This window comes from Rhodopseudomonas sp. P1, from assembly GCF_039642825.1.
GTDB classification, from domain to species: domain Bacteria; phylum Pseudomonadota; class Alphaproteobacteria; order Rhizobiales; family Xanthobacteraceae; genus Rhodopseudomonas; species Rhodopseudomonas palustris_H.
The window spans coordinates 829,279-855,728 of the sequence record NZ_CP088006.1 but is presented as its reverse complement, the minus strand read 5'-3'; the positions used below and the strand labels follow the sequence as shown (position 1 = coordinate 855,728).

Sequence of the window (26,450 nt, the reverse complement as noted above, 5' to 3'; positions counted from 1 at the left end):
GATAGATGAAGAAGATTGACGGAGCGGACCCCATTGCACAGAGCGCGGACATTGTCGGCGAGAACATCGCTCAACTGAAGGCGATTTTCCCGGAGGCGTTCGCCGAAGGCAAAGTGGACTTTGACAAGCTTAAACAGCTTCTTGGTGGAGCTGTTGACGAGCGAGAAGAGAAATATGGACTAAGCTGGAACGGCAAGCGCAGAGCACGTCAGATCGCCTTGACACCATCGGCCGGTACATTGCGTCCAAAACAAGAAGAGAGCATCAATTGGGACAAAACGAAGAATATCATAATTGAAGGCGACAATCTGGAAGTTCTGAAGCTTATGCAAAGAAGCTACGCTGGCGATGTGAAACTTGTCTACATCGACCCACCGTACAACACCGGCTCAGATTTTGTTTATCCAGACGATTACAGCGACAATATTAGGAACTATCTTGAATATTCTGGACAAGTTGTTGAAGGAGTAAAGCAGACCAGCCAACTCGAAACTACCGGACGATTTCACACACGCTGGCTAAATATGATGTACCCACGCTTGAAGCTGGCGAAGAATCTCTTGTCCGATTCGGGACTAATCTGCATTTCAATCGATGATGGCGAAATCGCCAATCTTAGAGGTCTATGCGACGAGATTTTCGGAGAAGAAAATCATGTAGCAACCATTGTTTGGCAAAAGCGCTACGTTTCGAACGTCACTGCCAAGTGGCTGTCGGACATGCATGATTACATCGTAATTTATGCTCGTAACAAGGATGCAGTAAAGATCCGCTCCTGGGAGCGAACGCAAGAACAGCTGGAGGCCTACAAAAACCCTGACGAGGATGCGCGAGGTGTATGGCGCGCTCAAGATTTGTCCGCAAGCAAGCCATACGCGGCAGGTTTATTCACGATCACGGGTCCGACTGGCTTGCAGTTTGACCCGCCACCAAATCGATATTGGAGATGTAACAAGGAACAATTCGATAGGTGGGAAGCGGACAATCGAATTTGGTGGGGTGTAAACAAAAACGCTCGTCCAATGCTGAAGGCATTCCTCGAAGAGACTGAGAGAGGGATAACACCTAACACCTGGTGGGACTACAATTTTGCTGGCCACAACAAAGAAGCAACATTGGAGCTTAAGAAGCTTTTCGATGGAGATGCGCCATTCGATACACCAAAGCCCATCAAACTTCTGCAAAGGCTTCTTCAGCTATTTTGCCAAGGCAATGAAACTGTCCTGGATTTTTTCTGCGGCTCCGGGACATTGGGCCACGCCGTACTCAAGCAAAACTTAGAAGAGTCGACTGCGCTACGTTATATAATGGTTCAATTGCCAGAAAGCCTTGATAGAAAAGATTTTGCCACTCTTTCGGGCGTTGTCCGTGCTCGCATGACCTTGGCAGCAAAGGCAATCCAGTCCGAGAATCCTCTGTTTTCAGGTGATCTTGGATATCGATCATTTCGGCTCGATAGTAGCAACATCCGCGCGTGGGATCCCATCCGCGACAATATCGCGGATTCATTAGATCAGGCCGCACAGCATCTCAAAGCCGACCGTTCGGAGCAGGACATTTTGTTTGAGCTATTGCTGAAGCTCGGCCTCGATCTGACAGTCCCGATTGAAGCGAAGACGGTTGCGAACAAGACCGTTCACAGTATCGGTGCCGGTGTGTTGATCGCCTGCCTTGCCGACACGATCGGGGCGAAAGAAGTTGAGCCTTTGGCCTTGGGCATTGCCGACTGGCACGAGAAGCTTGCGCCTGCTGGTGAGACGCAGATCGTCTTCCGAGATAGCGCGTTTGCCGACGATGTGGCAAAAACTAATCTCACGGCCATTCTCCAACAGCACGGGCTTGCAACCGTGCGAAGCCTTTAAGGGCATCGCACGATGAAGTTTCACTTCGAGCCTAATCTTGACTTCCAGCTCCAGGCCATCGACGCGGTCGCGGACCTGTTTCGTGGCCAGGAGACTTGCCGCACGGAGTTCACGGTCACTCGCAATGCCCTTGGCATGCAATTTGAGGCGTTCGAGAGCGACCTTGGCATCGGCAATCGTCTGGCTCTCCTCGATGACGAGCTGATAGCCAACCTGCAAGATATCCAGTTGCGTAATGGCCTTCGGCCTTCGGAAGAGCTGTCATCTGGCGACTTCACCGTCGAGATGGAGACCGGTACCGGCAAGACCTACGTATACCTGCGCACGATATTTGAGTTGAACCGCCGCTTCGGATTCACCAAGTTCGTGATCGTGGTGCCTTCGGTTGCCATCAAGGAAGGTGTCTACAAGACACTTCAGATTACCGAAGACCATTTCCGGTCGCTGTATGCGAATACGCCCTTCGAGTATTTCCTCTACGACTCGACCAAGCTTGGCCAGGTCCGCAATTTCGCTACTAGCCCCAACATCCAGATCATGGTGGTGACCGTCGGAGCAATCAATAAGAAGGACGTGAACAACCTCTATAAGGACAGCGAGAAGACGGGCGGCGAGAAGCCGATTGACCTTATTCGCGCAACGCGGCCCATCGTCATCGTGGACGAGCCGCAAAGCGTCGATGGCGGTCTGGAAGGCCGGGGCAAGGAAGCCCTCGGCGCGATGAACCCGCTTTGCACCCTGCGCTATTCCGCAACCCATGCCGACAAGCACCACATGGTCTTCCGGCTGGACGCGGTGGATGCCTATGAGCGTAAGCTCGTGAAGCAGATCGAAGTCGCGTCCATGACCGTCGATGGCGCGCACAACAAGCCCTATGTGCGGATCGTCTCCGTCAGCAATAAGCGCGGCGCGATCACGGCCAAAATTGAGGTGGACGCTCAAACAGCGGGGGGCGTGCGACGTCTGGAAAAGGTCGTTCAGGACGGGGACGACTTGGAGCAGCTTACCGGGCGTGTCCTCTACAAGGACATCCGCATCGGCGAGATACGCACGGCCAAGGGCGATGAGCTGGTCGAGCTAAAGGTTCCTGGTGGCGAGGAATGGCTGCGCCCCGGTCAGGCCATCGGCGACGTGGACGCAGACGCCCTCAAGCGCCTCATGATCCGCCGCACCATCAAGGAGCATTTGGACAAGGAAAAGCGGCTGGCACCGCTCAAGATCAAGGTCTTAAGCCTGTTCTTCGTCGATGAAGTCGCGGCCTACCGCAGCTACACCGAAGACGGCCAACAGGTGAAGGGCAAATACGCCCTGATGTTTGAGGAAGAGTATCGCCGCCTTGCCAAGCACCCCGACTATCAGGTGCTGTTCAAGGAAGTGGACGTGGAGACCGACGCAAGCGCGGTCCATGACGGCTATTTTTCGATCGACAAAAAGGGCATCTGGAGCGACACGGCGGAAAATAACCAGTCCAACCGCGACAACGCCGAGCGCGCCTACAACCTCATCATGAAGGACAAGGAGCGTCTGCTCAGCTTCGATACCAAGCTCAAATTCATCTTCTCGCATTCTGCATTGCGCGAGGGCTGGGACAACCCGAACGTGTTCCAGATTTGCGCGCTGCGCGAAATCGGCACCGAGCGGGAACGCAGGCAGACTATTGGCCGGGGCTTGCGTCTATGCGTCAACCAATCGGGTGAACGACTGCGCGGCTTCGATATCAACACCCTCACTGTCGTCGCTAACGAAGGCTACGAGGAATTCGCTGAAAAGCTCCAGAAAGAGATCGAAGACGAAACCGGCATCCGCTTCGGGATCGTCGAAGAGCACCAGTTTGCAGGCGTGGCCGTCACCGACGACAAGGGCATGGCAAGCCCGCTTGGCTTCGAAGATTCCAAGGCTCTCTGGCAGCATCTTAGGGCCGAAGGCTATGTGGACGCCAAGGGCAAGGTTCAGGACACGCTGCGCGCCGCCCTTAAGGAAAGCAAGCTCAAGATACCTGCGAAGTACGCGGCTCAGGCAGCCCAGATCACTGACATCCTGCGCAAGCTCTCTGGCCGTCTGGAGATCAAGAACGCGGACGAGCGCGTGCGCATTAAGACGCGACGAGCTGTGCTGGATAGCGAAGCATTCAAAGCCCTTTGGGATCGGATCAAGCACAAGACAACATACCGGGTGGAGTTTGATAACGAGAAGCTGCTTCAAGAGTGTGCCAAGGCTTTGGAAGATGGCCCGGCTATCTCCAAGACACGGGTGCAGATCCGTAAGGCCGATCTGGCTATCGGCAAGGCAGGTGTCGAGGCGAAGGAGACGGCTACCGCTGCCCCGACCACGCTTGACGAGACGGACATCGAGCTGCCGGACCTGCTCACCGACCTTCAGGACAAAACGCATCTGACTCGCCGCAGCATCGTGCGTATCCTGAAGGAAAGCGGTCGGCTGGACGATTTCAAGCGCAATCCGCAAGACTTCATCGAATTGGCTGCTGACACTATCAACCGTGCCAAGCGGCTCGCACTGGTCGATGGCATTAAGTACCAGCGTCTTGGCGATGAGCACTATTACGCACAGGAGCTGTTCCAGACGGAAGAATTGATGGGCTACCTCAAGCAGAGTCTTGAGGTCACTAAGAGCGTCTTCGAGCGCGTCGTCTATGACTCAAGCGGCGTTGAACGCGGTTTTGCGGAAGACCTGGAAAAGAACGAGGCCGTCAAGCTGTACGCAAAGCTGCCGGGCTGGTTCAAAGTCCCAACGCCGCTTGGCACCTACAATCCTGACTGGGCGGTTCTAGTCGAGAAAGATGGGGCCGAGCGGCTGTATTTCGTAGTCGAGACGAAGGGGAGCCTCTTCAAGGACGACCTGCGCCATGCAGAAGGGGCCAAGATCACATGCGGAAAGGCCCACTTCGGAGCTTTGGCCGTGGACGCAAGCCCCGCCAAATTTGAGGTGGCAACGTCGTTGGATGATCTGCTGAAGAAGGCAGGATAAACAGTTTTGAAATAGCGCATCGCTGGGGAAAATGCATGGACGACAATAGATTATCGATGGCTCTGCCGACGCCATCTCATTCTCGCTACACGACCTTGCTCAGCGACATTGAGAAGGGCGAGATCAAGATTCCGCAGTTCCAGAGGGACTTTGTTTGGACGATCCAAAAATCGGCGGCCCTTCTGGACAGTGTCATCAAGGCATATCCAATCGGCACATTCATATTCTGGGACACAAAGGACCGCCTTCGGAGTGTCAAGAACCTAGGGAACGTGAAGCTGCCTGACCCGAAGGACGGAGACATAGTATCTTTCGTCCTGGACGGTCAGCAACGCCTGACGAGCCTCTTCGCGACCCTCAAGGGTCTCAAGGTGAAGCGCGCAAACGGCGTTCTGGAGGACTTTTCTGAAGTTTACGTGGACCTTACCTCCAATGCGGATGAGCAGATCGTCATCACCGACCTGACAGATCGCGATCCGGCCACCTGCATTAAACTTGCCGACCTGCTTTACGGCGGCCTCAAGAAACTCTCAGCTTATCCGGAAACCCTTCATCCAAAACTGGATGAATATAAGGAACGCATTCAGTCCTACGACTTTTCGATCATCAAAGTTCGGGACGTGCCAATTGACGTTGCGACAGAAATCTTCACGCGGATCAACGTAGGAGGAAAGCCGCTCAGCCTCTTCGAGATCATGGTTGCAAAGACTTACGACGAGAAGCTTGAGTTTGATCTGGCTGAGCGGTTCGACGAGCTGATCGCCACCTTGCAAACCGTCGAGTACGAAACAATTTCTGATGCAACTATCCTCCAGCTCATCTCTTTGATACTCAGAAATGACTGCAAGAGGCAAACAATCCTGACGCTGGCGAAGCCGGAGTTCATTGAGACGTGGAGTAAGGTTATCGACGGCATTGAGCGCGCAGTCGATTATTTCTCCGGAACATATCGAATTCCTGTTTCACAATTGCTGCCTTACAACACGCTTCTTGTTCCGTTCGGATATTACTTCTACCGCCATCCCGACAAGCCCGACGCCGAGCAAAGGGCGTTGCTTGAGGATTTCTTCTGGCGATGCTCTCTAGGCGGACGCTATTCGTCATCCGTTGAGAGCAAGCTTGCGCAAGACATCAAGCGCATTGATTTGATTCTGGAAGGAAAGTCGCCGGACTATGATTGGGCGATCGATCTCTCGCCAGAATTCATGATCGAGAACGGTTGGTTCAATGCGGGCCGCAGCTTTGTGAAGGCGATCCTATGTCTCTACGCCTATCATGAGCCCAAGTCATTCAATGATAACGCAAAGGTTAATATCCAGAATGGATGGCTGAAGCAGTCCAATAGCAAAAACTACCACCACTTTTTCCCGCGTGCGCACTTGCAAAAGAAGGGCGTTGAGGAATATCGCATCAACAACGTCCTCAATATCACGATTGTTGATGACTATTTGAATAAACGGAAGATCCGCGCGCGTCCGCCTTCTGACTATATGACCGAATTTAACGGTTCGAACGGCAGCTTGAAGGATGCAATGAAATCTCACCTCATCACTGACCTGGACACGTTCGGCGTTTGGAATGACGACTACGAGTTGTTCATCAAACAACGGGCTGAGGCGGTGAGCGCGGAGTTGAAGAAGCGTGTCATTATCCGCGATGTTGACGCCCATGGACAGGCTCTGAGCACCAACGACTTTGAGGAAGACGCAACTACGTTCGAATGATAGCTGACGAGCTTGTGCTTGCCCGAGGTTGGTTAAGCACTGCGCATGATCACTGAATCCACGGTTACCACGATTCTATGGTGTGAACGCCGTTCCGCGGCTATAGCAGAGGTATCTTTTGCGCATCGACTCTCAGTGCTTGGCGCGGTAGTATACATACATTAAGCGTGAATGGGCGTTTTCATTCTCAATCTGCGCGATCATGACAACGAAGCCGGTCATTGCGAAATCAGAGAACATTGCCGCGAAAGCGGCGTCGCCGGAAGCCGGAGCGTTGTCAAATTTCGAGCGCTTGAGTTCTCACCTGCCTACGGAAAGCTTGGCTGCCAAGCTCCTCGATGCATACCGGACTGCAAAGCCCGGCGAGGGCAAGGCGCAGATGATCAAAATTACCGAAGCGCATTTTAGCGCCGGAAAAGACCACGATGCCAGTAAGGGTTCGAAGAATTGAAATTCAGGGGTTTCGGGGCTTCGGAACGAGCCGCCAATCGATAACGCTGCCAGACACGGTGGCGGTGATCTGGGGCGGGAACAGCCAAGGAAAAACAAGTCTCGCGGAAGCCGTCGAATTTCTTCTGACCGGGCAAATCGCACGTCGCGAACTGCTGGCAAGCTCAAAGGACGAATACTCACAGTCTTTGCGTAACGCCCATATCCCGACGAATTGTGCCGTTTACGTTGAAGCGGAATTCGTGTGCCACGATGGTGTTGCTCGGACTCTCCGCCGCATTCTTACTGCAGACTATGACGGAGCTGATAGTTGCAAGTCGACTCTGCAGATCGATGGCACGGCATGTCATGAAGAAGACATCGAAAAGAAGATAGGCCTAAAGTTGCTGCATCCGCCGCTGCGGGCTCCTATCCTTGCGCAGCACACCTTGGCTTACGTGTTTTCGGCTTCACCCACGGAGCGAGCTGCATACTTTCGAGCGGTTCTCGACACACAAGACCTCGAAGATTTCCGGACAGCCGTCGCAGCTTTGGCGGGTGAATTGCCGGAACCAACGGATCCTTTGCTAGACGACCTCGACGCCGTTTCCAAGATTGAAAATCTCAAGGACAAGGCGGAAGCGATCGCATCGGCAAAGAACAAGGCCGCACTCGATGCTGCGATGTCCGAAGCTGTAACAGCATTGATTGGCATTGTCGGGCAAACGCCGGAGAACACACATCCCAAGCGCGTGGCGCAAATCGTCGCCGCCCTGGAAGAGCGGCGAAAACTTACGTTTCCGCTTGAACTGTTCGCGCGAAAGCCGTTTGCAGGCTGGACTGATCCCACGGCCTCCGTTGCAGCTCTGGCTGCAACTTTCGAAACTGAACGCAAAGCAGTCGATGCGGAGACGCGTCGGCTTGTATCGCTTTATCAAAGCGTGCTGGCCATTCCTGCGATAGCAAAGTGCGATGCGCCGATGGGTTGCCCTGTATGCGGCACGGACAAGGCGCTGACGCCCGACCGGGTCGCGCATATACGGGATCAGGTAGCAAACAACAAATCCTATCAGGAGGCTGAAAAGGCGCTAGCGCAGGAGTTGCGGAGCCTCGACGGCAAGGTGAAGGCGCTCGCTGATAGCAGCTCCCAAGCGCTACCAAAATTTGCACAGTCGTCAATCGCTGAGCGCCGAATGGCGGGGTTCGGCGTCGAGCGGATCGCAGACCTTTCGGGCGACGTCGACGCTACGGCTCTGTGGTTTCAACATGCAGCTAAGGTGTGGCGCAGAACGCGCGATCTGAAAGGACGAGCCTCCGCGCTACGTGACTTAATCAAGGATGCGTTAGAAGATCTGGGCCAGTGGCAAGGATTGCCCGGCCTGAAGTCTGCCCTCGCAGCGCTGAACACCGCCGAAGGCGACTTGGTGCAAGCGCATCAGGACTACACCTCACCTGCGCAGGCGCTCGGAGGGCTGATCAAAGCAGTCGTTGATCTTAGCTCGAACACGCAAGGCTGGGAAGAGCTGATCAATCTGGCAAACAATCCGGCGGCACTACTCAACGCACTGAACGCCAGGCGATCGCACGGCGACCAGTTGAAAGAGCTTGAGAAAGCGCTTCGTCAAATCGACACTGCCAATGGCAGGGTAGCCGATGAGAAATTCGCCGATCTCAGTGGTGAGGTGACGAACTGGTGGGAACGGCTGAGACCCGGCGAGAGAACATATTTCAGCTCGGTACGCCGTCGGAGCGCGAAGGCGCGGCGCACGGTGGATGTGAAAGTGTCGATGTCCGCTGCTGACGACCGGAGCAGCCCCAAGTTACGGGACGCCGTCGCGGTATTCAGCCAGTCGCAGCTGCACTGCCTTGGCCTGTCTCTCTTCTTGGCGCGGGTGATTGATGGAAAGGTCGGGTTTGTTTTGCTGGACGATCCGGTCCTGACAAGCGACGACGATTTCAGGCCAAATTTTTCGTCGACGGTGATCGAAGCTCTCCTCGCCGCTGACATTCAGATTATTGTCGTCACGCAATGTAACGCCAGTTGGAAGGATATTGGGCACCGTTGGGAGCACAAGGGCGTCGCGCAGTTCCAGATGATCCGGGACGATCCCGTGCTCGGAACGGAAATTCGCAGTCAAACCGACGCGTTGGCCACTTTGCTCGCGCAGGCGCAGCCCTATATCCACTCTCAGGATGGGGATTCGCGGAAAAACGGGGCCACGAAAATCCGCCAAGGGATTGAGCGTTTTTCCAAAGAGATCCTCGTGCGATCCAGACAGGCTGGTGGGGATGCTTTGGCGTCCATTACCGACTACGATGGACAGAACTTTGGGAACTTCAGCAATTCTGTCAAAGCCCTGTTAATTAAGGACCCTTCGCACCCCGGCAAGCTGCAAGCCGCGCACAATTACGTCACACCCGGACCGCACGATGACACTCCTCCCTCGACGGCGCAACTTAAGGTCGCTTTGGGCGATCTCAAAAAGCTGAAGAAGGAGTACCTTGGGTAGTTTCGGGCTCCATGCCTCGCTGCATCAGACTGATAACAGATCTTAGTTCATATCCCCGACGCCAACAACGTCCAACATCGCATCTAACAAACGCGCATCTTGCTTCAGCGCTCGATGCAAAACGCCTTCCAATAAGTTCTTGAATATTCATCCGGATTACCCGATACTACCATCCTATCTAGTAACCTGAGGCTCTTCGGGTTCTACGCTTTGAGCGTGTCGGGTGCGCCATTCTGTTTACGTGCAGGATGTGCTCGCGACCTTCCAATTGCATGCCCGACGAACAAGTCGCCGCACGATAGGCACCGCCTTCGCGCGCATGAGCTGACGCGGGTAATACCCCCTAAGCCGCCCTGCTCTGCGCCTGATCCCCGACCAGGCTCACGCGATTCCGCCCTGCAGCTTTGGCCTGATACAGCGCGAGGTCGGCTTCGGCGAACAGGTCGGCGATCCGCCGCTGGTGAGGGCGGCCGATCAGGGCGGCACCGATCGAGGCGCTGACTTTGATGCGATGGCCGTTCCAGAACAGCGGACGGCTCAACATCACGATGGTTCGCCCCAGCACGTCGGCAATCCGCTCGGCGCTAGTCGGCGTCCGCAAGATGATGGCGAATTCGTCGCCGCCGAGACGGCTGATCAGGCCGGCGCTATTGAAGGCGCGGCGCAGGCGCTGGGCTACTTCGCACAGGCAAGCGTCGCCGGCGAGATGGCCGAGCGTGTCGTTGAGCTCCTTGAAGCCGTCGAGATCGATCAGCACCAGCGCCGAGGCGAAGCCATGATGCAGGCTGTCGCCCACCACCTCGCGATAGCGCGTCTGAAAGCAGGCGCGGTTGGCGAGACCGGTGAGAGGATCGGTTTCGGCCTGCCGCCGGAGGCGCTCGATCGCGAGCCGGTCGGATGTGACGTCCTGTTTGCAGCCGAAGATCCGCACCGGACGGCCGCCGTCGCGTAGCGCATTGATCGACAGCCGCATCCAGCGCATTTCGCCGCGCCAGGTGCGGATCTCGGTCTCCAGCGTGATCGGACGTCCGCTCTGGATCACTTCGGCGCGCGCGAGCTCCATGTGGCGACGGGATTCGTCGACATAGAGATCGACGATGCTGGCGCGCCGCAGCGGGTTGCCGATCGGATAGCCGAACAGATCATAGACCGCGGAGGTCCAGTTCAGGCGCTCGGTTGCGAGGTCGCATTCCCAGGCGCCGATCCCAGCGGCAGTCAGGGCCTGATCATAGAGACGTGCGCGAGCCTCGTCCGACAAAACCGAGGCGACAGAGTCTTCCCTCATCGGCGATCCGGCAGCGATCCATACGTCTAATTAAGACCTAAGGACTAGGGCTGCCGCGTTAATGATTCCTATATTCATTTGCCGAACGTGCGCAGGCCGCTCGTCTCAACCAACTCCACACCGCGGCTCGGCGATCTCGGAAATCCGGCTGAGGTCCAGGATCGTCAGGCGGTGGCGACCGCTTTTGACGAGACCTTGTTTCTGCCAGGCGCTGAGGGTGCGGCTGACGGTGAAGTAGGTCAGGCCTGCCATCGAGGCGAGGTCGATCCGGGTCACCGGGGATTCGATATGAATGCCGGCGGACGTCTGGACGCCTGCCTGGGCAGACAGCCGCAGCAGCGAGGCGGCGATCCGCTGCGCGATGCATTTGCCGGTCATCTCGGTCGCACGCTGCAGCATCTCGCGGGTCCGGTCGCCGGCAATGCAGACGACGTTGTCGGCGAGCGCCGGACTCTGCTGGGTCAACGCGATGAACGAACTCGTCCGCCACGCCAGCACCGAGGTGGCCTTGATCGCAGTGGCGGTAGCTGGATATGAGCGCTGGCGAAACGCCGCCACGCAGCACAGATCGCCCGGCCGCATGATCCGCAGCGTGATCTGCTCGCCCTCGCTGTTGAGCTGGGTGACGCGCACCAGGCCGCTGAGGATCTGAAACAGATACTCCGGCACGTCACCCTGGTGAAACAGCGCCTGCCCGGCCGGGAATTGCCGCAGGCTCGACGCGTCCAACAGGCGCGACGTCTCCGCAGGCGGCAATTGCGAGAACAGCGCGCTGCGTGTGGCAGCGGCACGTAGGACACCCTTTTCCATCATCAACCTTGCAACTCTGCGGCATCTATCAGCGGGCGTTTCCTACGCGTCCTTCCTATCAGCGGCGCTGGCCGCTGTGGTTTTGAAGGCCTCTAATCGGCACGTGAACAATTGTCACAGTCGCGAGCTTTTCTAGGGGGCCGCCGCGCCCACGGCCGGCGTTGTTTGCTCGAAAGCAAAAAGCCGCGGCGATGCGCTCGCTATGGTCGGCGCTGATCGAGAAAGCCCGATTGCCATCGAGATCAGAACCGAAAGGTCGTGATCGCGGTCGCTGACGCGGGCCTGTGTGCCGGCTGTCGCGTCCCGCAAGAGCGCGATCTTTCATTCGCAAGGAGGGCGAGCCATCGCCGCGCCGCACGCCGACGAGGCGGGCGATGATCGAATGGACGGGATCGAAGAATGAGAGCGGATGCGCATCCGGACACACGCAGCCTGATCGGCAAGACGCTTGCGGCGGCACCACGCCGGCCGCTGCGAACCATCACGCTGGCGGCCCTGCTGACCTCGAGCAGCCAGCTCTGCTTTGCGCAATCGGCAACGCCCGGCGCCACCATCACGCTCGACACCATCGTGGTCGAGCGGCCGCGCGAAGCGATGCGCGCGCCGGCGCGGCCGCGCTCCGTGGTGCGCCGCGCCGCTCCCGCGACGACGCCAAACGCTGCACCAGTAGCTTCCGTCGCTCAGACGGTGGACTTGGTGCGCGAGCGCTTCAACGTGCTGGCCGGCGGCGTCGCGCTGGTGTCGCAGAAGGACATGCCGAATGCCGGCAACCCGACGCTCGCCAATACGCTATCCGGCGTGCCTGGGCTGATCATCCAGAACTTCCTCGGCGCCAACGACCAGCCGCGGATTCAAATGCGCGGCTCGGCGCAGCAGAACCCGGCCGAGCGCGGCGTGCTGGTGCTGTATAACGGCCTGCCGATCAACCGTGCCGACGGCTCCTACATCGTCGGCTTCGCCAATCCGCGGCAGGCCGAAGCGATCGAGGTGTATCGCGGCTACATGGCCAACCGGCTCGGCGCCACGGTGCTGAGCGGCGCGATCAACTTCATCTCGCCGACCGGATCGAGCCAGCCCGGCGTGCAGATGTCGGTGAGCGGCGGCAGCTTCGGCCAGATCAACAGCAGCGCCCAGATCGGCACCAAGAAAGACAACGTCGACGCCTTCCTGCAATTCGACACCACGCGCCGCGACGGCTTCCGCGACTACAACTCGTCGGACCGCACCAGCCTCAACGCCAATGTCGGCATCGCGCTGTCGGAGAACGTCAAGACCCGGTTCTTCCTGGGCTACACCGACCTCGGCTTCGACGTCGCCGGTCCGATCAATAAGGACGCGCTGTACGCCAATCCGCGGCAGACCGCGACCGGACCGACCGTGGTCAACGGCGTCGCGGTCAATCCGGGGCCGAACGCGGTGCGCGACAAGCCGCGGCGCGACGCCAGCCAGTTCATGATCGGCAACCGCACCACCGCGACGTTCGATGCGCATCTGATCGATATCGCGCTCGGCTACACCTACACCGATGACACCTTCCGGTTTCCGATCTCTTCGGGGGTGCGCGCCACCAAGGGCGGCGACTTCACCGGCCTCGTCCGCTACGCCTACAACCCGGCGGACGCGCTGCTGCCGCTGTTCGAAACCACCGCGCAGTACAGCGTCGGCTCGGCGGATCGCGACTACTATCTCAACCAGAGCGGCATGACCGGTGCGCAGTTCGGCAGCAACCGGCTCGACGCTCAGACGCTGTCACTGTTTGCCGGCGCTAATGTGCCGGTCTGGCAGCAATGGACGGTGTCGCCGGCGATCTCCTATGCCTATGCGACACGCGACAATGACGACCGCTACACCGCCGCGACGCGGCCGACCATCGCGTACAATCCGGCGAAGCCCACGGTGCTGCTGCCGAACGGCTCGGTGCCGACCCAGGACAACGGCTACGCGCGATCCTACTCGGGCTGGAATCCGAGCCTGGCGCTGTCATATCGGCCGGATGCGACGCAGACCTTCTTCATCGCCGGCAGCCACAGCTTCGAGCCGCCGACCCATGACGATCTGATCGCCACCATCAATGGCACGCCGAATTCCAGCCCCGGACGGCCGACGCCAGCCAATCCCAAGCTGGTCGCAGCGGCGTTCGCGACGCCGAACCTGTCGGCGCAGACCGCCGTGACGGTGGAAGGCGGCTGGCGCGGCCGGGCCGACCGGTTCTCGTGGGACGTCGTTACCTACTACTCGTGGATCGACAACGAGCTGCTCAACCTGCGCGACGTCACCGGCGCCTCGATCGGCGCGATCAATGCCGACCGCACCACGCATTTCGGCATCGAACTCGGCGCCGGCGTGAAATTCACCGACAAGCTGTCCGGCCGGCTCGCGTACACCTATCAGGACTTCCGCTTCGTCAACGATCCGCTGCGCGGCAACAACAAGCTCGGCGGCGCTGTGCCGCATCTGATCTACGCGCAACTGCAGCTGCAGGCGACCGACGCCTGGATGGTGCAGGGCGCCGTGCGGTGGAGCCCGGCCGAGGTGCCGGTCGACAATATGAATACGCTCTATGCCGATCCCTACGCGGTGGTCGATCTGCGCAGCGAGTACCGGATCAACAAGAGGTTCCGGGTGTTCGGCGAGATCACCAATTTGTTCAACAAGACCTATGCGGCGACTTCGCTGGTGGTGGATCAGGCGCGGCCCGATCAGGCGGCTTTCCTACCCGGCGACGGCCGCGGCTTCTACGCCGGCATCAAGGCGTCGTTCTGATCAACCAGCAAGGACACGATATGACCAAACGCTTTCTTCTGGCGGCCATCGCGGCTGCCAGCCTTGTCGCGCCGGCGATCGCCGCGGACTCTGTCAGTTTGTCGCACTTCCTGGAGCAATGGGACGGCAACAATGACGGCGTCGTCACGCTGGCCGAGATCAAGCAGGGGCGCGAGCATCGTTTCTACGCCTTCGATACCAATGCCGACGGCTATCTTGATCGCGACGAATATGCGCGCTTCGACAAGGTGCGCGACGCCGGCATCGCGCGGTTCTCAGCCGAAGAGCAGGTCAAAATCCGGCAGATCGCCGACGGCCTGGCGCTGCCGCGTAATGACACTGACGGCGACGGCCGGGTGTCGCGCGCCGAATTCATCGACGGCAGCACCGCGTGGATGAAGGCGATCGACAAGGACGGCGACGGTCAACTGACGTCCCGCGACTTCCCGGACTAACACCAGCGCGATCGTCCCGGCGTGCAGCCTCGCCGGGACGATCGCCACAACGGCTTAGGCCGGCTTGCGCGCCACGACATAATGGGCGTGGCGATTGCTGCCGAAAGTGCGTGAGGCCTCGATCTCGAATCCGGCCTCCGCGATCGCGGCCCGCAACTGCTGCGACGTCAGCGATTTGATCGGCGGCACCCAGCCGATCCGCTGCAGCACCGGGATCACGCCCCAGCGCAGCGCGGGGTTCATGTCGCCGATGCAATAGGTCTTGCTCAGCAGCAAACCGCCCGGCTTCAATCGGTCGCGAATGGTCGACAGCGTGGTGCGGATGTCATCGACCAGATGCAGGATCAAGAACGCGCAGACGGCGTCATAAGGCGGCTCGCCGGTGGAGAGATCCGCATCAGCGACAGCGAAGCTGAGATTGGGCGGAGCCGGCTTCGCGCTGGCGATCCGCACCATTTCGGGTGAGAGGTCGGTCGCGGTCCAATGCGCCACGGCGGGCGCGAGCCGGATCGCAGTGCCGCCGGTGCCGCAACCGATCTCCAGCACCCGATCGGACGGCGACAGCCGCCCGGCCGCGTCCGCCAGCATCGCCTCATAGGCTGCGACGTCCTTGATCGGCCGCGCGGCGTAGCGCCCGGCCATCCGATCCCAAAATCCGCGTTGGCTGGTCATGCTCGCCCGTCCCCCCGCGTCGCGATTGGCGACGGGCGCAGGATAGAACCCGACACGCCCGATGGGCACTCGCCGAACGGATGGTGGTGACGAGTGGTCGCACCGCGCTGGCCGAGGGCCAAACACGTTTGGCCGGCGCTGCTGCGTCGTGGGGCACGACGGGTGCGCAGCGCCACGAATAGGCAGGGCCTGCATCGTTCTTAGGCGACGACACTGACGAACGATAAGCTGAGCTTTGGCCGAGCGATAAGTTTGTGCAGCGGGCGACAAAAAAGGGCTGCGCACTTTCGTACGCAGCCCTTTTTGTGATCGCTAATGTGGGCGCTTGGTTACTGCAGTCCGATCGTGGTCAGGTCCTGAAACCAGTGCTGCGCCTGCACGAAGCTCTTCACCTTCGGCGACAGCGCGTGCGGATTGGTATCGTGCACCACCCACACCAGCGCGGCGTCGTCGACGATCAGCGAATGCGCCTGCGCCAGCAGTTCGTCCTGCTTCTTTGGCTCGAACGTGGTCTTGGCCTCGTCGATCAGCGCATCGACTTTCGGGTTCTTGTAGCCGCCCCAGTTGACGCCGACCGGCGCCACCTGCCCGGAATGGAAGAACCGCACGATCGCATACAGCGGATCGGAAGTGACGTAGGCGATGTTGTTGGCGGTGATGCCGGCGTTGGATTCGTCCGCCGCACCCTTGCGCCACGCGGTGTACAGAACCTCGAGTTCGACCACCTTGAACTCGACGTCGATGCCGATCTCCTTGAAGCTCTGCTGCAGGAACTCGTTCATCGGCAGCGACAGCATCTGGCCGGTGCCGCCATTGGCGATGATGAAGGTGGTCTTCAGCGGCTTCTCCGGCGAATAGCCGGCTTCCTTCACCAGCTTCTTGGCTTCCGCCAGATCGTATTTGATCTTGAACGACGGGTTGCCGAACCACGGGCTCGACGGATCGACCTGACCGACAGCCGGCTTGGCGAGACCGTTCATCAGCCCGACCACCGCCTCGCGATCGATCGCGAGATTGAGCGCCTTGCGCAGGCGAACGTCCGTCCACGGCGAACCGGGCAACACGCTGAGGTGATAGTTCCAGACGTGCGGCGTGACGTTGTCGACGATCTTCATGCCGGCAGCCTTGAGCTGCGGCACCGCGTCGGGCGCAGGCGTTTCGATCAGATCGACCTGGCCGGCCAGCAGTGCATTGGTGCGGGTCAATGCTTCCGGCATCGGGATCAGCACCAGCTTGTCGGTCTTCGGCAGCCGCGACTTGTCCCAATAGTCATCGTTCTTGGTGAGCTCGGCGAGCTCGCGCGGCACCAGCTTGGTGAGCTTGAAGGGACCGGTGCCGGCCGGATTGGCGGCGAACTTATCCCAGTCCTTGCCGACCTTCTCGTACTGCGCCGGACTGGACACCAGGAACCACAACATCTGATAGGGAAAGAACGAGTCGACCGTCTTGGTGGTGATCTCGACGGTGGAATCGTCGATCTTGGCATAGCTCTTCACCGACGGCAGCCGGGTCTTCACCTGCGCGCTCTGCCGCTTGTCGAATTGCGGCGCCTTGTCGTTAAGAACCTTGTCGAGATTCCAGATCACCGCATCGGCGTTGAAGTCGCTGCCGTCGTGAAACTTCACGCCCTTGCGCAGCGTGAAACGCCACTTGGTCTTGTCGGCGTCGTCGACCTTCCATTCGGTGGCGAGCCCCGGCACCAGCTTGCCGGGCCGGTCGCCAACGTTCATCTCCCACGCCACCAGCGGGTCGTAGATCGTGTAGCCGGTGAACTGATACGCGCCGGCGCCGCGATCCGGCTGCCCCGTGGTCAGCGGAATGTCGGCCATCGAGATCCCGTAACGCACCACTGTTTCCGCACGCGCCGCACCGATTGCGCTCGCCGCAGCAAACAACGCGCCCAGCACCCATGAACTCTTAAGTCGCATCGCAACTGATCTCCTGATGACGATGGGCGAACCACTTGCAACGGGCGCGCCACGACGGACCTGCAGTTTTGCATTGGGGGTCTGCGCGTCTTCGTCGAGGCTGGCGGCGTCGGACTGCCGCTTTGGCTGGCACATGCATTGCATTGACCAGCCTGCCAATTAGTCACTGCAAAGGGACTCTCGTCGAATGCGTAATTTTCGTCGTAACAACCGTCGCGCTGCGCTGCTCGCTCTGTCGATGGCAAGCGTCTTCATGGTGCCGTCGCTGGCGTCCGCCGAGTCCGTGCTGCGCATCGGCATGACGGCCGCGGACATTCCGCGCACGCTCGGTCAGCCCGATCAGGGCTTCGAAGGAAACCGCTTCACCGGGCTGACGATGTACGACGCCCTGACGATGTGGGACCTGTCGTCGGCAACCAAAGCGAGCGTCGTCATTCCCGGTCTCGCCACCGAGTGGAAGGTCGAGGACGCTGATCATACAAAGTGGATTTTCAAACTTCGCCCCGGCGTGAAGTTTCACGACGGCAGCGACTTCAACGCCGACGCGGTGGTGTGGAACGTCGATAAGGTGCTTAACAAAGAAGCACCGCAATACGACCCCAGCCAGATCGGCGTGACCGCGTCGCGGATGCCGACACTGGTCTCGGCCAAGAAGATTGATGACCTGACCGTCGAGCTGACCACTAAGGAGCCCGACAGCTTCCTCCCCATCAACCTCACCAACCTGTTCATGGCGAGCCCGACCAAGTGGCAGGCGCTGTACGACAAGGCCGAGGGCGCCGACGCCAAGGCGAAGTCGACCGCCGCCTGGGCCGCCTTCGCCAAAGACGCGTCGGGCACCGGCCCGTGGAAGATGGCGAAGTTCACCCCGCGCGAGCGGCTGGAGCTCACCAAGAACGACGGTTACTGGGACAAGAACCGCGTGCCGCACGTCGATCGCATGGTTCTGCTGCCGATGCCGGAAGCCAATGCCCGGACTGCGGCACTCCTCTCCGGCCAAGTCGATTGGATCGAAGCGCCGGCACCGGATGCGGTGAAGGAGATCGAAGGCCGCGGCTTCAAGATCGAGAAGAACGAACAGCCACACGTCTGGCCGTGGCAGTTCTCGCGGATCGAAGGCTCGCCGTGGAACGACATCCGCGTCCGTCGCGCCGCCAATCTCTGCATCGATCGTGATGGCATGCGCGACGGCCTGCTGTCGGGCCTGATGGTGCCGGCCACCGGCACGTTCGAGCCGGGTCACCCCTGGCGCGGCAAGCCGCAGTTCCAGATCAAGTACGATCTGCCCGCGGCCCAGAAGCTGATGAAGGAAGCCGGCTACGGCCCGACCAAGAAGCTCACCGTCAAGGTGCAGACCTCGGCGTCCGGCTCGGGCCAGATGCTGCCGCTGCCGATGAACGAGTATCTGCAGCAGGCGCTGGCGGAGTGTTACTTCGACGTCAAGCTCGACGTGATCGAATGGAACACGCTGTTCACCAATTGGCGCCGCGGCGTCAAGGATCCGTCGGCGAACGGCTCGGATGCGATCAACGTCACTTACGCGGCGATGGATCCGTTCTTCGCGCTGGTGCGCTTCCTGCAGTCGTCGATGGCGCCGCCGGTGTCGAACAACTGGGGCTACATCAACAACCCGAAGTTCGACGAGCTGGTGAAGAAGGCGCGCACCACCTTCACCGACAAAGAGCGTGACGAAGTGCTCGCCGAGCTCAACGCCGCCTCGATCGACGACGCCGCGTTCCTCTACGTCGCCCACGACGTCGGTCCGCGTGCACTGAGCCCGAAGATCAAGGGCTTCGTGCAGCCGAAGAGCTGGTTCGTCGACTTCTCCCCGGTGTCGATCGCGCCGTAGATCGACACTGAACTCCACCCCGTCATTGCGAGGAGCGAAGCGACGAAGCAATCCAGCCCAGTGCACTGATCACTGGATTGCTTCGCTGCGCTCGCAATGACGGGGAAGACGCCTCGACCCGACTGACTGCATCCTCGTTCGAGTGAGAGTCCCGTGCTCGCCTATATCGCCCGCCGCATCGTCTATGTCGTTCCGATCGTCCTTAGCGTCGCGCTGGTGTGTTTCCTGCTGGTGCACATCACGCCCGGTGATCCGCTGGTCGCAGTGCTGCCGGCGGACGCGTCGCAGGAACTCGCAGCGCAGCTCCGCGCCGCCTACGGCTTCGACCGGCCGCTGCCGGTGCAGTTCGGGCTGTGGCTGTGGAAAGCGGTGCACGGCGATCTCGGCACCTCGATCGCCACCGGCCGTCCGGTGCTGGCCGAGGTGATGCGCGCGGTCAGCAACACGGTGATGCTGGCGATCGCGGCGGCGATCATCGGGTTCTCGTTCGGCCTGCTGTTCGGCCTGATCGCCGGTTACTTCCGCGATACCTGGATCGACAAGCTGGCCACCGGCGTCGCCATCGCCGGCGTCTCGGTGCCGCATTACTGGCTCGGCATGGTGCTGGTGATCGTGTTCTCGGTGCAGCTCAACTGGCTCCCTGCGGTCGGCGCCGGTCCCGGCGGCTCCGGACAATGGGCGTGGGACTGGGCGCACCTGCGCTATCTGATCCTGCCGGCGATCACCACCTCCGTCATTCCGATGGGCATCGTCACTCGCACCGTGCGGGCGCTGACCGGCGATATCCTGTCGCAGGATTTCGTCGAGGCGCTGCGGGCCAAGGGCCTGCGCGAAACCGGGGTGTTCGGCCACGTCATCAAGAACGCAGCGCCGACCGCGCTCGCGGTGATGGGCCTTCAGTTGGGTTACATGCTCGGCGGCTCGATCCTGGTCGAGACGGTATTCTCCTGGCCGGGCTCCGGCCTGCTGCTCAACTCCGCGATCTTCCAGCGCGACCTGCCGCTGCTGCAGGGCACGATCCTGGTGCTGGCGCTGTTCTTCGTGCTGCTCAATCTCTCGGTCGACATCGCCCAGGCGCTGATCGATCCGCGGATCAAGCGGGCCTGATGTCATGGGAGCACCGACGATGAGTTTGACCGCTTCCGACGCCGCACCGCAGACTGCTCCCGCCGGCAAAGCCCGAGGTTATTGGGCCAATGTCGGCCGCCGCCTGATCCGCGACAAGATCGCGCTCGCCTGCGGCATCATCTTGTTGCTGATTGTGCTCGCCGCGGTGCTGGCGCCGTGGCTGCACCTCGCCGACCCGTATCAGGGCTCGATGATCCGGAGGCTGAAGCCGATCGGCACCGCCAACTATCCGCTCGGCACCGACGAGCTCGGCCGCGACATGCTGGCCCGGCTGGTCTATGGCGGCCGGCTATCGCTGTTCATCGGCGTGCTGCCGGTGATCTTCGCGTTCTTGATCGGCACCTCGCTGGGCCTCGTTGCCGGCTACGTCGGCGGCAAGGTCAACACCGCGATCATGCGCACCGTCGACGTGTTCTACGCCTTCCCGTCGGTGCTGCTGGCGATCGCAATTTCCGGTGCGCTCGGCGCCGGCATCACCAACTCGATCGTGTCGCTCACCGTGGTGTTCGTGCCGCAGATCACCCGCGTCGCCGAGAGCGTCACCACCAGCGTCCGCAACATGGACTTCGTCGAAGCCGCACGCGCATCCGGCGCCGGCGCCTTCACCATCATGCGGGTGCACATGCTCGGCAACGTGCTCGGCCCGATCTTCGTTTACGCCACCGGCCTGATCTCGGTGTCGATGATCCTCGCCGCCGGCCTGTCGTTCCTCGGTCTCGGCACCAAGCCGCCGGAGCCGGAATGGGGCCTGATGCTGAACACGCTGCGCACCGCGATCTACGTCAATCCCTGGGTGGCGGCGCTGCCCGGCGTGATGATCTTCGCGGTGTCGATCTGCTTCAACCTGCTGAGCGACTCGATGCGCAGCGCCATGGACATCAGGAACTGACGCGATGAGCAAAGCTGTCTCCGCAATCGCAGAAATCGAAAAGTTCGAGCCGATCGAAGACATCGGCGGCGCCGCCCAGCCGCTGTTGCAGGTAAACGGCCTCACCAAGCACTTCCCGGTGCGCGGCACCGGACTGTTCGGCGGCGCCAAAACGGTGCGTGCGGTCGACGACGTCACCTTCTCGATCGCCAAGGGCGAGACGCTGGGCATCGTCGGCGAGTCCGGCTGCGGCAAGTCGACCACCGCGCGGCTGTTAATGCACCTGATGCCGGTGTCGGCCGGCGAGATCATCTTCGACGCCCGGCAGGTGGGGCGCGAACTCAGCCTACGCGAGCTGCGCCGCGGCATGCAGATGGTGTTTCAGGACAGCTATGCGTCGCTCAACCCACGGCTCACGATCGAAGAGTCGATCGCGTTCGGTCCCAAGGTTCACGGCATGAGCGATGCCAGCGCCCGTGCGCTGGCGCGCGAGCTGCTCGGCAAGGTCGGGCTGCGGCCCGAAAATTTCGCCCACCGCTATCCTCACGAAGTCTCCGGCGGCCAGCGGCAGCGCGTCAACATCGCGCGTGCGCTCGCGCTATCGCCGCGGCTGGTGATCCTCGACGAGTCGGTCTCCGCACTCGATAAGTCGGTCGAGGCGCAGGTCCTGAACCTGCTGGCCGACCTGAAGCGCGAATTCGGCCTGACCTATCTGTTCATCAGCCACGATCTCAACGTGGTACGCTACATCTCCGACCGCGTGCTGGTGATGTATCTCGGCGAAGTCGTCGAACTCGGCCCGGTCGACGAAGTGTGGGACGCGCCGGCGCATCCGTACACGCGGGCGCTGCTCGCGGCGATGCCGTCGTCCGATCCAGATCGTCGCACTGAGGTTCCGCCGATCACCGGCGATCCGCCGAACCCGATCGATCCGCCAGCCGGCTGTCGTTTTCATCCGCGCTGTCCGTTCGCCGAGGCGTTATGCTCGCAGGCCAAGCCGAAGCTGTCGTCGATCGGCGACAGCGGTCATCAGGCCGCGTGCTTCATGTCGATCCCCGGCTCGGGACACAGCCGCGCCCCATAAGGAGAAATCAGCAATGATCAAACCCGACCCCGCCACGATCAAAACGATGGCGGCGATCGCAGGACTTCCGGTCGACGACGAGGTGGCGGCGCGGATCGCCAATTCGATCGGCCCGGCGTTCGACGGCTTCACCCCGGTCGCCGGTACGCTGCCGTTCGATCTCGAACCGTCCACCTACGTCGTGGCGCAAAACGAGGGCGCGCGATGAGCCTGAGCGATCCGGCGCTGCTGACCCTGACCGAAGTTGCCCAGGCGATCGCCGCGAAGAAACTGTCGTCGCGTGACGTCACCCAGGCCTGTCTCGATCGCATCGCGCGGGCGCAGCCGAAGCTCAACGCCTTCATGGCGGTTGAGCCTGAGAGCGCGCTCGCCGCAGCGGATGCGGCGGACGCCGCGCTGGCCAAGGGCGAGCGCAAGGGCCCGCTGCACGGCGTGCCGCTGGCGCACAAGGACATGTACTACGAGACCGGCTTCGTCGTGACCTGCGGCTCCAAGATCCGCCGCGACTTCGTCGCCACCACCACCTCGACCGCACTGCAGCGTCTGAAGGACGCCGGCCAGATTCGGCTCGGCAGCCTGCAGATGTCGGAGTTCGCCTACGGCCCGACCGGGCACAACGCGCATTATGGCGCGGTGCGTAATCCGTGGGGCCTCGACCACATCACCGGCGGCTCATCGTCGGGCTCCGGCTCGGCAGTCGCCGCGCGATTGACGTTTGCGGCGCTCGGCTCCGACACCGGCGGTTCGATCCGGATGCCGGCGCATTTCTGCGGCGTCACCGGGCTGAAGACCACCGTCGGGCTGGTCAGCCGCGCCGGCGCGATGCCGCTGTCGCATTCGCTCGACACTGTCGGGCCGCTGGCCCGCACCGCCGAAGACTGCGCGCTGCTCACCGGGCTGATGGCCGGCGCCGATCCCGCCGATCCGACCGCGTCGCATTGTCCGGTGCCGGACTATCTGGCCGCCACCAAACAACCGCTGCAAGGTCTCAGCATCGGCGTTCCGAAATCGTTCTATGTCGACGATCTCGGCCCCGAGGTCGCACGCGTGCTCGACGACACCAGAACATCACTGGTGCGCGAAGGCGTGCGTGTCATCGAAATCGAACTGCCGGATCAGCGCCAGCTCAGCGCCGCCGCACAGCTCGTGCTCGCTGTCGAAGCCGCCGGCTTCCATGGCCAGTGGATGCGGGAGCGGCCGCAGGACTACGGCCCGCAGGTGCTGATGCGGCTGCAGAACGCGCTGGCGATTCCGGCCGTCACCTACCTTGAAGCGATGCGCTGGCGCGGCGTCGCGCTCGCCGAGTTTGTCGCAGCCGTGGCCGGCGTCGACGCGGTGCTGGCGCCGGTGTCGCCGGTGCCTGCGCCGACGATCGCAGAGAGCGACGTCGGCAACAGCCTGAACGCCGAAGCCGTGATCCAACGGCTGACCCGCTTCACCCGGCCGATCAACTATCTCGGCCTGCCATCGCTGGCGCTACCCTGCGGCTTCTCCAAGGCCGGCCTGCCGATCGGCCTGCAACTGATCGGCCGCCCGTTCGGCGAAGCGACGCTGCTGCGGATCGGCGCAGGCTGGCAGCGCGCCACCGACTTCCATCGGCAATGCCCGGAGCTGTAGATGAGCAACCTGGTCGAAATTCGCGATCTCAACGTCCGCTTCACCGGCGAGCGGACCGTGTACGCCATCAACGATCTCAACCTCTCGCTCGGCCAGGGCGAAGTGCTGGGCCTGCTCGGCGAGTCCGGCTCGGGCAAGAGCGTGACGCTGCGCGCCCTGATGCGGCTGCTGCCGAAGAAGCGCACCGCGATCACCGGCAGCATCCGGGTCGCCGGCCAGGACGTGCTGGCGCTCGATGACGAGGCGCTGTCCACCTTCCGCGGCCAGACCGTGTCGATGATCTTCCAGGAGCCGGCGCTGGCGCTCGATCCGGTCTACACGGTCGGCCAGCAGATCGCCGAGTCGGTGATGCGCCACGAAGGCAAGAGCAAGCGCGAGGCGATGGCCCGCGCGCTCGAGATGCTGGAGGTGGTCCGCATCCCCTCGGCGAAGCGGCGGCTCGACGCCTATCCGCACGAGATGAGCGGCGGCATGCGGCAGCGCGCCATGATCGCGCTGGCGCTAGCCTGCAAGCCGAAGATCCTGCTCGCCGACGAGCCGACCACAGCGCTCGACGCGACCGTGCAGATTCAGATCCTGCTGCTGCTACGCGAACTGCAGCGCGAGTTCGGCATGTCGGTGATCTTCGTCACCCACGATATCGGCGTGGCGATCGAAATCTGCGACCGCGTCGCCGTGATGTATGCCGGCCAGACGATCGAGCAGGGTTCGTTGCGCGATATCGTACGCGAGCCGCAGCATCCTTACGCGCAGGGCCTGCTCGCCTCGACGGTGCATGGCGCTAAACGCGGCGCACGGCTGGAAACCATTCCGGGGGCACCGCCATCGCTCGATACCAAGCCGCAGGCCTGCTCATTCGCGCCGCGCTGCGCCCATGCGCAGCCGCGCTGCTCAGCCGGCCTGCCGCCCGAGGTGGCCCTCGGACCGGGCCGGATGGCGCGATGCGTCCTTGCCGAGCCGGCCGCAATGGTCGGCTAGTTCGCGGAACAAGTCGAAGCGAATTACAAATGAGGTAGCGGGCGACCGCTAACTGGTGTTCATTGCGCGCGGGGTCTGGCCGCCGAATCCGGCCGCCGACATCCCCGTCCAATGGAACTCCGCGCCAGAATGAACCGACAATCCCGGCCTCTTTCGATCGCGCATCGTGACCATCACTTCGCGGCGATCGTCCAGCATTCGTTCGATGCCATCGTCTCCAAGGACGTCGATGGAACCGTGCAGAGCTGGAACCCGGCGGCCGAGCGCATCTTCGGCTGGACCGCCGCCGAGATGATCGGACGTTCGATCCGCGTCCTGATCCCGGCGGATCGTCAGCACGAGGAAGACGATATCTTGCGGCGGATCCGCGCCGGCGAGATGGTGCCGAAGTTTGAAACCGAACGGCTACACAAGAGCGGCCAACGAATCCATGTCGCGGTGACGGTGTCGCCGTTGCGGGACACCGATGGCCGCATCGTCGGCGCCTCGAAGATCGCCCACGACATCACCGAGACCATGGAGATCCGCCATCGGCTGATCGCCAGCGAGCATCAGTTCCGCACCCTTGCCAATTCGATTCCGCAGCTCGCCTGGATCGCCGGCAGCGACGGCACCGTGTTCTGGTACAACGACCGCTGGTTCGACTACACCGGCACCACGCTCGAGCAGATGCAGGGCGAGGGCTGGACCACGGTGCATCATCCCGATCACCTCGAACGGGTCAGCAGCCGGCTGCAGCACAGCTGGGACACCGGCGAAGAGTGGGAAGACACGTTCCCGCTGCGCGGCAAAGACGGTGAATATCGCTGGTTCCTGTCGCGGGCGATGCCGCTGCGCGACCACACCGGCCAGGTGTGGCGCTGGTTCGGCACCAACACCGACATCACCGTGCAGCGCCAGCACGAACAGCAGATTCAGATGCTGATGGGCGAGATCAATCACCGTGCCAAGAACATGCTCGCAGTGGTGCAGGCGATGGTGATGCGCACTGCGGACCGGAGCTTCGCCGAAAGCCTCGGCGCGCGGCTGCAGGCACTCAGCCGCAACCAGGATCTCCTGATCAAGCGCAACTGGTCGGGAACACCGATCGGTGAACTGATCGAATCGCAGCTCGCCGCGGTGAACGACCTGATCAACACCCGGGTGTCGATCGAGGGCGAGCGCGAATTGCTGTTGTCGCCGGTCGCCTCCGAAACGATCGGGCTGGCGATCCACGAGCTGACCACCAATGCGACCAAGTATGGCGCGCTCTCGAATGCGGACGGCAGCGTGCGGATTGCTTGCGACATCCGCGATACGGCGGAGGGCCGCAAGCTCGACCTGATTTGGCATGAGCAAGGCGGCCCGCCGGTCGGCGAGCCGAACCGTGCCGGCTTCGGCACCGTGATGATCGACCGCAATCCCCGCGCCGCGCTCGGCGCCGAGGTCGAGATCAGCTACCCCGAATCCGGCCTGCGGTGGCGTCTGACCGCTCCGCTCGACCGGCTCGTCGCGGTGCCGTAG

The 26,450-nt window shown here is 61.3% G+C and carries 19 protein-coding genes; 15 read left to right on the top strand and 4 right to left on the bottom strand.

The window, feature by feature from the left end; genetic code table 11:
- Positions 1 to 5 precede the first annotated feature (5 nt).
- From LRC39_RS03980 to LRC39_RS03960, 5 genes are all read left to right on the top strand, one after another.
- Positions 6 to 1,862 (top strand): site-specific DNA-methyltransferase, encoded by a 1,857-nt coding sequence (locus tag LRC39_RS03980; RefSeq protein ID WP_346296412.1) that lies wholly within the window; start codon positions 6 to 8, stop codon positions 1,860 to 1,862.
- A gap of 12 nt (positions 1,863 to 1,874) precedes the next feature.
- Positions 1,875 to 4,847 carry a type III restriction-modification system endonuclease gene (locus LRC39_RS03975; protein WP_346296411.1) on the top strand — a complete coding sequence of 991 codons (2,973 nt, stop codon included), beginning with the start codon at positions 1,875 to 1,877 and terminating at the stop codon, positions 4,845 to 4,847.
- Between the two features lie 35 nt (positions 4,848 to 4,882).
- Positions 4,883 to 6,571, top strand: coding sequence for a GmrSD restriction endonuclease domain-containing protein (locus LRC39_RS03970; protein ID WP_346296410.1), 1,689 nt, complete (start codon positions 4,883 to 4,885; stop codon positions 6,569 to 6,571).
- A 202-nt stretch (positions 6,572 to 6,773) separates the two neighbouring features.
- Positions 6,774 to 7,022, top strand: a complete 249-nt coding sequence (locus LRC39_RS03965; RefSeq protein WP_346296409.1) for a hypothetical protein — start codon at positions 6,774 to 6,776, stop codon at positions 7,020 to 7,022.
- Positions 6,997 to 9,510, top strand: coding sequence for an AAA family ATPase (locus tag LRC39_RS03960; RefSeq protein WP_346296408.1), 2,514 nt, complete (start codon positions 6,997 to 6,999; stop codon positions 9,508 to 9,510). Before LRC39_RS03965 ends, LRC39_RS03960 begins: the two co-directional genes overlap by 26 nt.
- Before the next feature lie 343 nt (positions 9,511 to 9,853).
- Here LRC39_RS03960 and LRC39_RS03955 read toward each other — a convergent pair whose 3' ends face one another.
- Positions 9,854 to 10,795 (bottom strand): sensor domain-containing diguanylate cyclase, encoded by a 942-nt coding sequence (locus LRC39_RS03955; protein WP_346296407.1) that lies wholly within the window; start codon positions 10,793 to 10,795, stop codon positions 9,854 to 9,856.
- Positions 10,796 to 10,900: 105 nt separating this feature from the next.
- Positions 10,901 to 11,605 (bottom strand): Crp/Fnr family transcriptional regulator, encoded by a 705-nt coding sequence (locus LRC39_RS03950; RefSeq protein WP_107357386.1) that lies wholly within the window; start codon positions 11,603 to 11,605, stop codon positions 10,901 to 10,903.
- 399 nt (positions 11,606 to 12,004) lie between these two features.
- Here LRC39_RS03950 and LRC39_RS03945 point away from each other — a divergent pair, with 399 nt between their 5' ends.
- Positions 12,005 to 14,368, top strand: coding sequence for a TonB-dependent receptor family protein (locus LRC39_RS03945; RefSeq protein ID WP_346296406.1), 2,364 nt, complete (start codon positions 12,005 to 12,007; stop codon positions 14,366 to 14,368).
- 20 nt (positions 14,369 to 14,388) lie between these two features.
- The gene (locus tag LRC39_RS03940) at positions 14,389 to 14,823 is read left to right on the top strand and encodes an EF-hand domain-containing protein (RefSeq protein WP_346296405.1); all 435 of its coding nucleotides are present in this window, start codon (positions 14,389 to 14,391) and stop codon (positions 14,821 to 14,823) included.
- A 54-nt stretch (positions 14,824 to 14,877) separates the two neighbouring features.
- Here LRC39_RS03940 and LRC39_RS03935 read toward each other — a convergent pair whose 3' ends face one another.
- Positions 14,878 to 15,495, bottom strand: a complete 618-nt coding sequence (locus LRC39_RS03935) for a class I SAM-dependent methyltransferase (RefSeq protein WP_346296404.1) — start codon at positions 15,493 to 15,495, stop codon at positions 14,878 to 14,880.
- A gap of 329 nt (positions 15,496 to 15,824) precedes the next feature.
- On the bottom strand, positions 15,825 to 17,423 hold the full coding sequence (locus LRC39_RS03930) for an ABC transporter substrate-binding protein (protein ID WP_346296403.1): 1,599 nt from the start codon (positions 17,421 to 17,423) through the stop codon (positions 15,825 to 15,827).
- A 187-nt stretch (positions 17,424 to 17,610) separates the two neighbouring features.
- Between LRC39_RS03930 and LRC39_RS03925 the strand changes: the two genes are divergently transcribed.
- The 8 genes from LRC39_RS03925 (at position 17,611) to LRC39_RS03890 (ending at position 26,450) form a co-directional block, all read left to right on the top strand.
- On the top strand, positions 17,611 to 19,272 hold the full coding sequence (locus tag LRC39_RS03925) for an ABC transporter substrate-binding protein (protein WP_346296402.1): 1,662 nt from the start codon (positions 17,611 to 17,613) through the stop codon (positions 19,270 to 19,272).
- Between the two features lie 153 nt (positions 19,273 to 19,425).
- Positions 19,426 to 20,379, top strand: coding sequence for an ABC transporter permease (locus LRC39_RS03920; RefSeq protein WP_346296401.1), 954 nt, complete (start codon positions 19,426 to 19,428; stop codon positions 20,377 to 20,379).
- Between the two features lie 19 nt (positions 20,380 to 20,398).
- A complete protein-coding gene (locus LRC39_RS03915) occupies positions 20,399 to 21,289 on the top strand; it encodes an ABC transporter permease (protein WP_107342946.1) in 891 nt (296 codons plus the stop codon).
- A 4-nt stretch (positions 21,290 to 21,293) separates the two neighbouring features.
- Positions 21,294 to 22,352, top strand: coding sequence for an ABC transporter ATP-binding protein (locus LRC39_RS03910; protein ID WP_346296400.1), 1,059 nt, complete (start codon positions 21,294 to 21,296; stop codon positions 22,350 to 22,352).
- A 13-nt stretch (positions 22,353 to 22,365) separates the two neighbouring features.
- Positions 22,366 to 22,560 (top strand): hypothetical protein, encoded by a 195-nt coding sequence (locus LRC39_RS03905; RefSeq protein ID WP_107342944.1) that lies wholly within the window; start codon positions 22,366 to 22,368, stop codon positions 22,558 to 22,560.
- The gene (locus LRC39_RS03900; protein ID WP_346296399.1) at positions 22,557 to 23,969 is read left to right on the top strand and encodes an amidase; all 1,413 of its coding nucleotides are present in this window, start codon (positions 22,557 to 22,559) and stop codon (positions 23,967 to 23,969) included. The genes LRC39_RS03905 and LRC39_RS03900 overlap by 4 nt, the downstream gene beginning before the upstream one ends.
- A complete protein-coding gene (locus LRC39_RS03895) occupies positions 23,970 to 24,947 on the top strand; it encodes an ABC transporter ATP-binding protein (RefSeq protein ID WP_107354229.1) in 978 nt (325 codons plus the stop codon). It abuts the gene before it with no gap.
- Between the two features lie 129 nt (positions 24,948 to 25,076).
- The gene (locus LRC39_RS03890; RefSeq protein WP_263990567.1) at positions 25,077 to 26,450 is read left to right on the top strand and encodes a PAS domain S-box protein; all 1,374 of its coding nucleotides are present in this window, start codon (positions 25,077 to 25,079) and stop codon (positions 26,448 to 26,450) included.

Excerpts from the sequence above, each read along its gene's own strand:
- LRC39_RS03905 (WP_107342944.1), top strand. The coding sequence starts at position 22,366 with ATGATCAAACCCGACCCCGCCACGATCAAAACGATGGCGGCGATCGCA.
- LRC39_RS03975 (WP_346296411.1), top strand. The coding sequence starts at position 1,875 with ATGAAGTTTCACTTCGAGCCTAATCTTGACTTCCAGCTCCAGGCCATC.
- LRC39_RS03910 (WP_346296400.1), top strand. The coding sequence starts at position 21,294 with ATGAGCAAAGCTGTCTCCGCAATCGCAGAAATCGAAAAGTTCGAGCCG.
- LRC39_RS03930 (WP_346296403.1), bottom strand. The coding sequence starts at position 17,423 with ATGCGACTTAAGAGTTCATGGGTGCTGGGCGCGTTGTTTGCTGCGGCG.
- LRC39_RS03960 (WP_346296408.1), top strand. The coding sequence starts at position 6,997 with ATGCCAGTAAGGGTTCGAAGAATTGAAATTCAGGGGTTTCGGGGCTTC.
- LRC39_RS03970 (WP_346296410.1), top strand. The coding sequence starts at position 4,883 with ATGGACGACAATAGATTATCGATGGCTCTGCCGACGCCATCTCATTCT.
- LRC39_RS03935 (WP_346296404.1), bottom strand. The coding sequence starts at position 15,495 with ATGACCAGCCAACGCGGATTTTGGGATCGGATGGCCGGGCGCTACGCC.
- LRC39_RS03965 (WP_346296409.1), top strand. The coding sequence starts at position 6,774 with ATGACAACGAAGCCGGTCATTGCGAAATCAGAGAACATTGCCGCGAAA.
- LRC39_RS03980 (WP_346296412.1), top strand. The coding sequence starts at position 6 with ATGAAGAAGATTGACGGAGCGGACCCCATTGCACAGAGCGCGGACATT.
- LRC39_RS03945 (WP_346296406.1), top strand. The coding sequence starts at position 12,005 with ATGAGAGCGGATGCGCATCCGGACACACGCAGCCTGATCGGCAAGACG.
- LRC39_RS03950 (WP_107357386.1), bottom strand. The coding sequence starts at position 11,605 with ATGGAAAAGGGTGTCCTACGTGCCGCTGCCACACGCAGCGCGCTGTTC.
- LRC39_RS03895 (WP_107354229.1), top strand. The coding sequence starts at position 23,970 with ATGAGCAACCTGGTCGAAATTCGCGATCTCAACGTCCGCTTCACCGGC.
- LRC39_RS03890 (WP_263990567.1), top strand. The coding sequence starts at position 25,077 with ATGAACCGACAATCCCGGCCTCTTTCGATCGCGCATCGTGACCATCAC.
- LRC39_RS03955 (WP_346296407.1), bottom strand. The coding sequence starts at position 10,795 with ATGAGGGAAGACTCTGTCGCCTCGGTTTTGTCGGACGAGGCTCGCGCA.
- LRC39_RS03915 (WP_107342946.1), top strand. The coding sequence starts at position 20,399 with ATGAGTTTGACCGCTTCCGACGCCGCACCGCAGACTGCTCCCGCCGGC.
- LRC39_RS03940 (WP_346296405.1), top strand. The coding sequence starts at position 14,389 with ATGACCAAACGCTTTCTTCTGGCGGCCATCGCGGCTGCCAGCCTTGTC.
- LRC39_RS03900 (WP_346296399.1), top strand. The coding sequence starts at position 22,557 with ATGAGCCTGAGCGATCCGGCGCTGCTGACCCTGACCGAAGTTGCCCAG.
- LRC39_RS03925 (WP_346296402.1), top strand. The coding sequence starts at position 17,611 with ATGCGTAATTTTCGTCGTAACAACCGTCGCGCTGCGCTGCTCGCTCTG.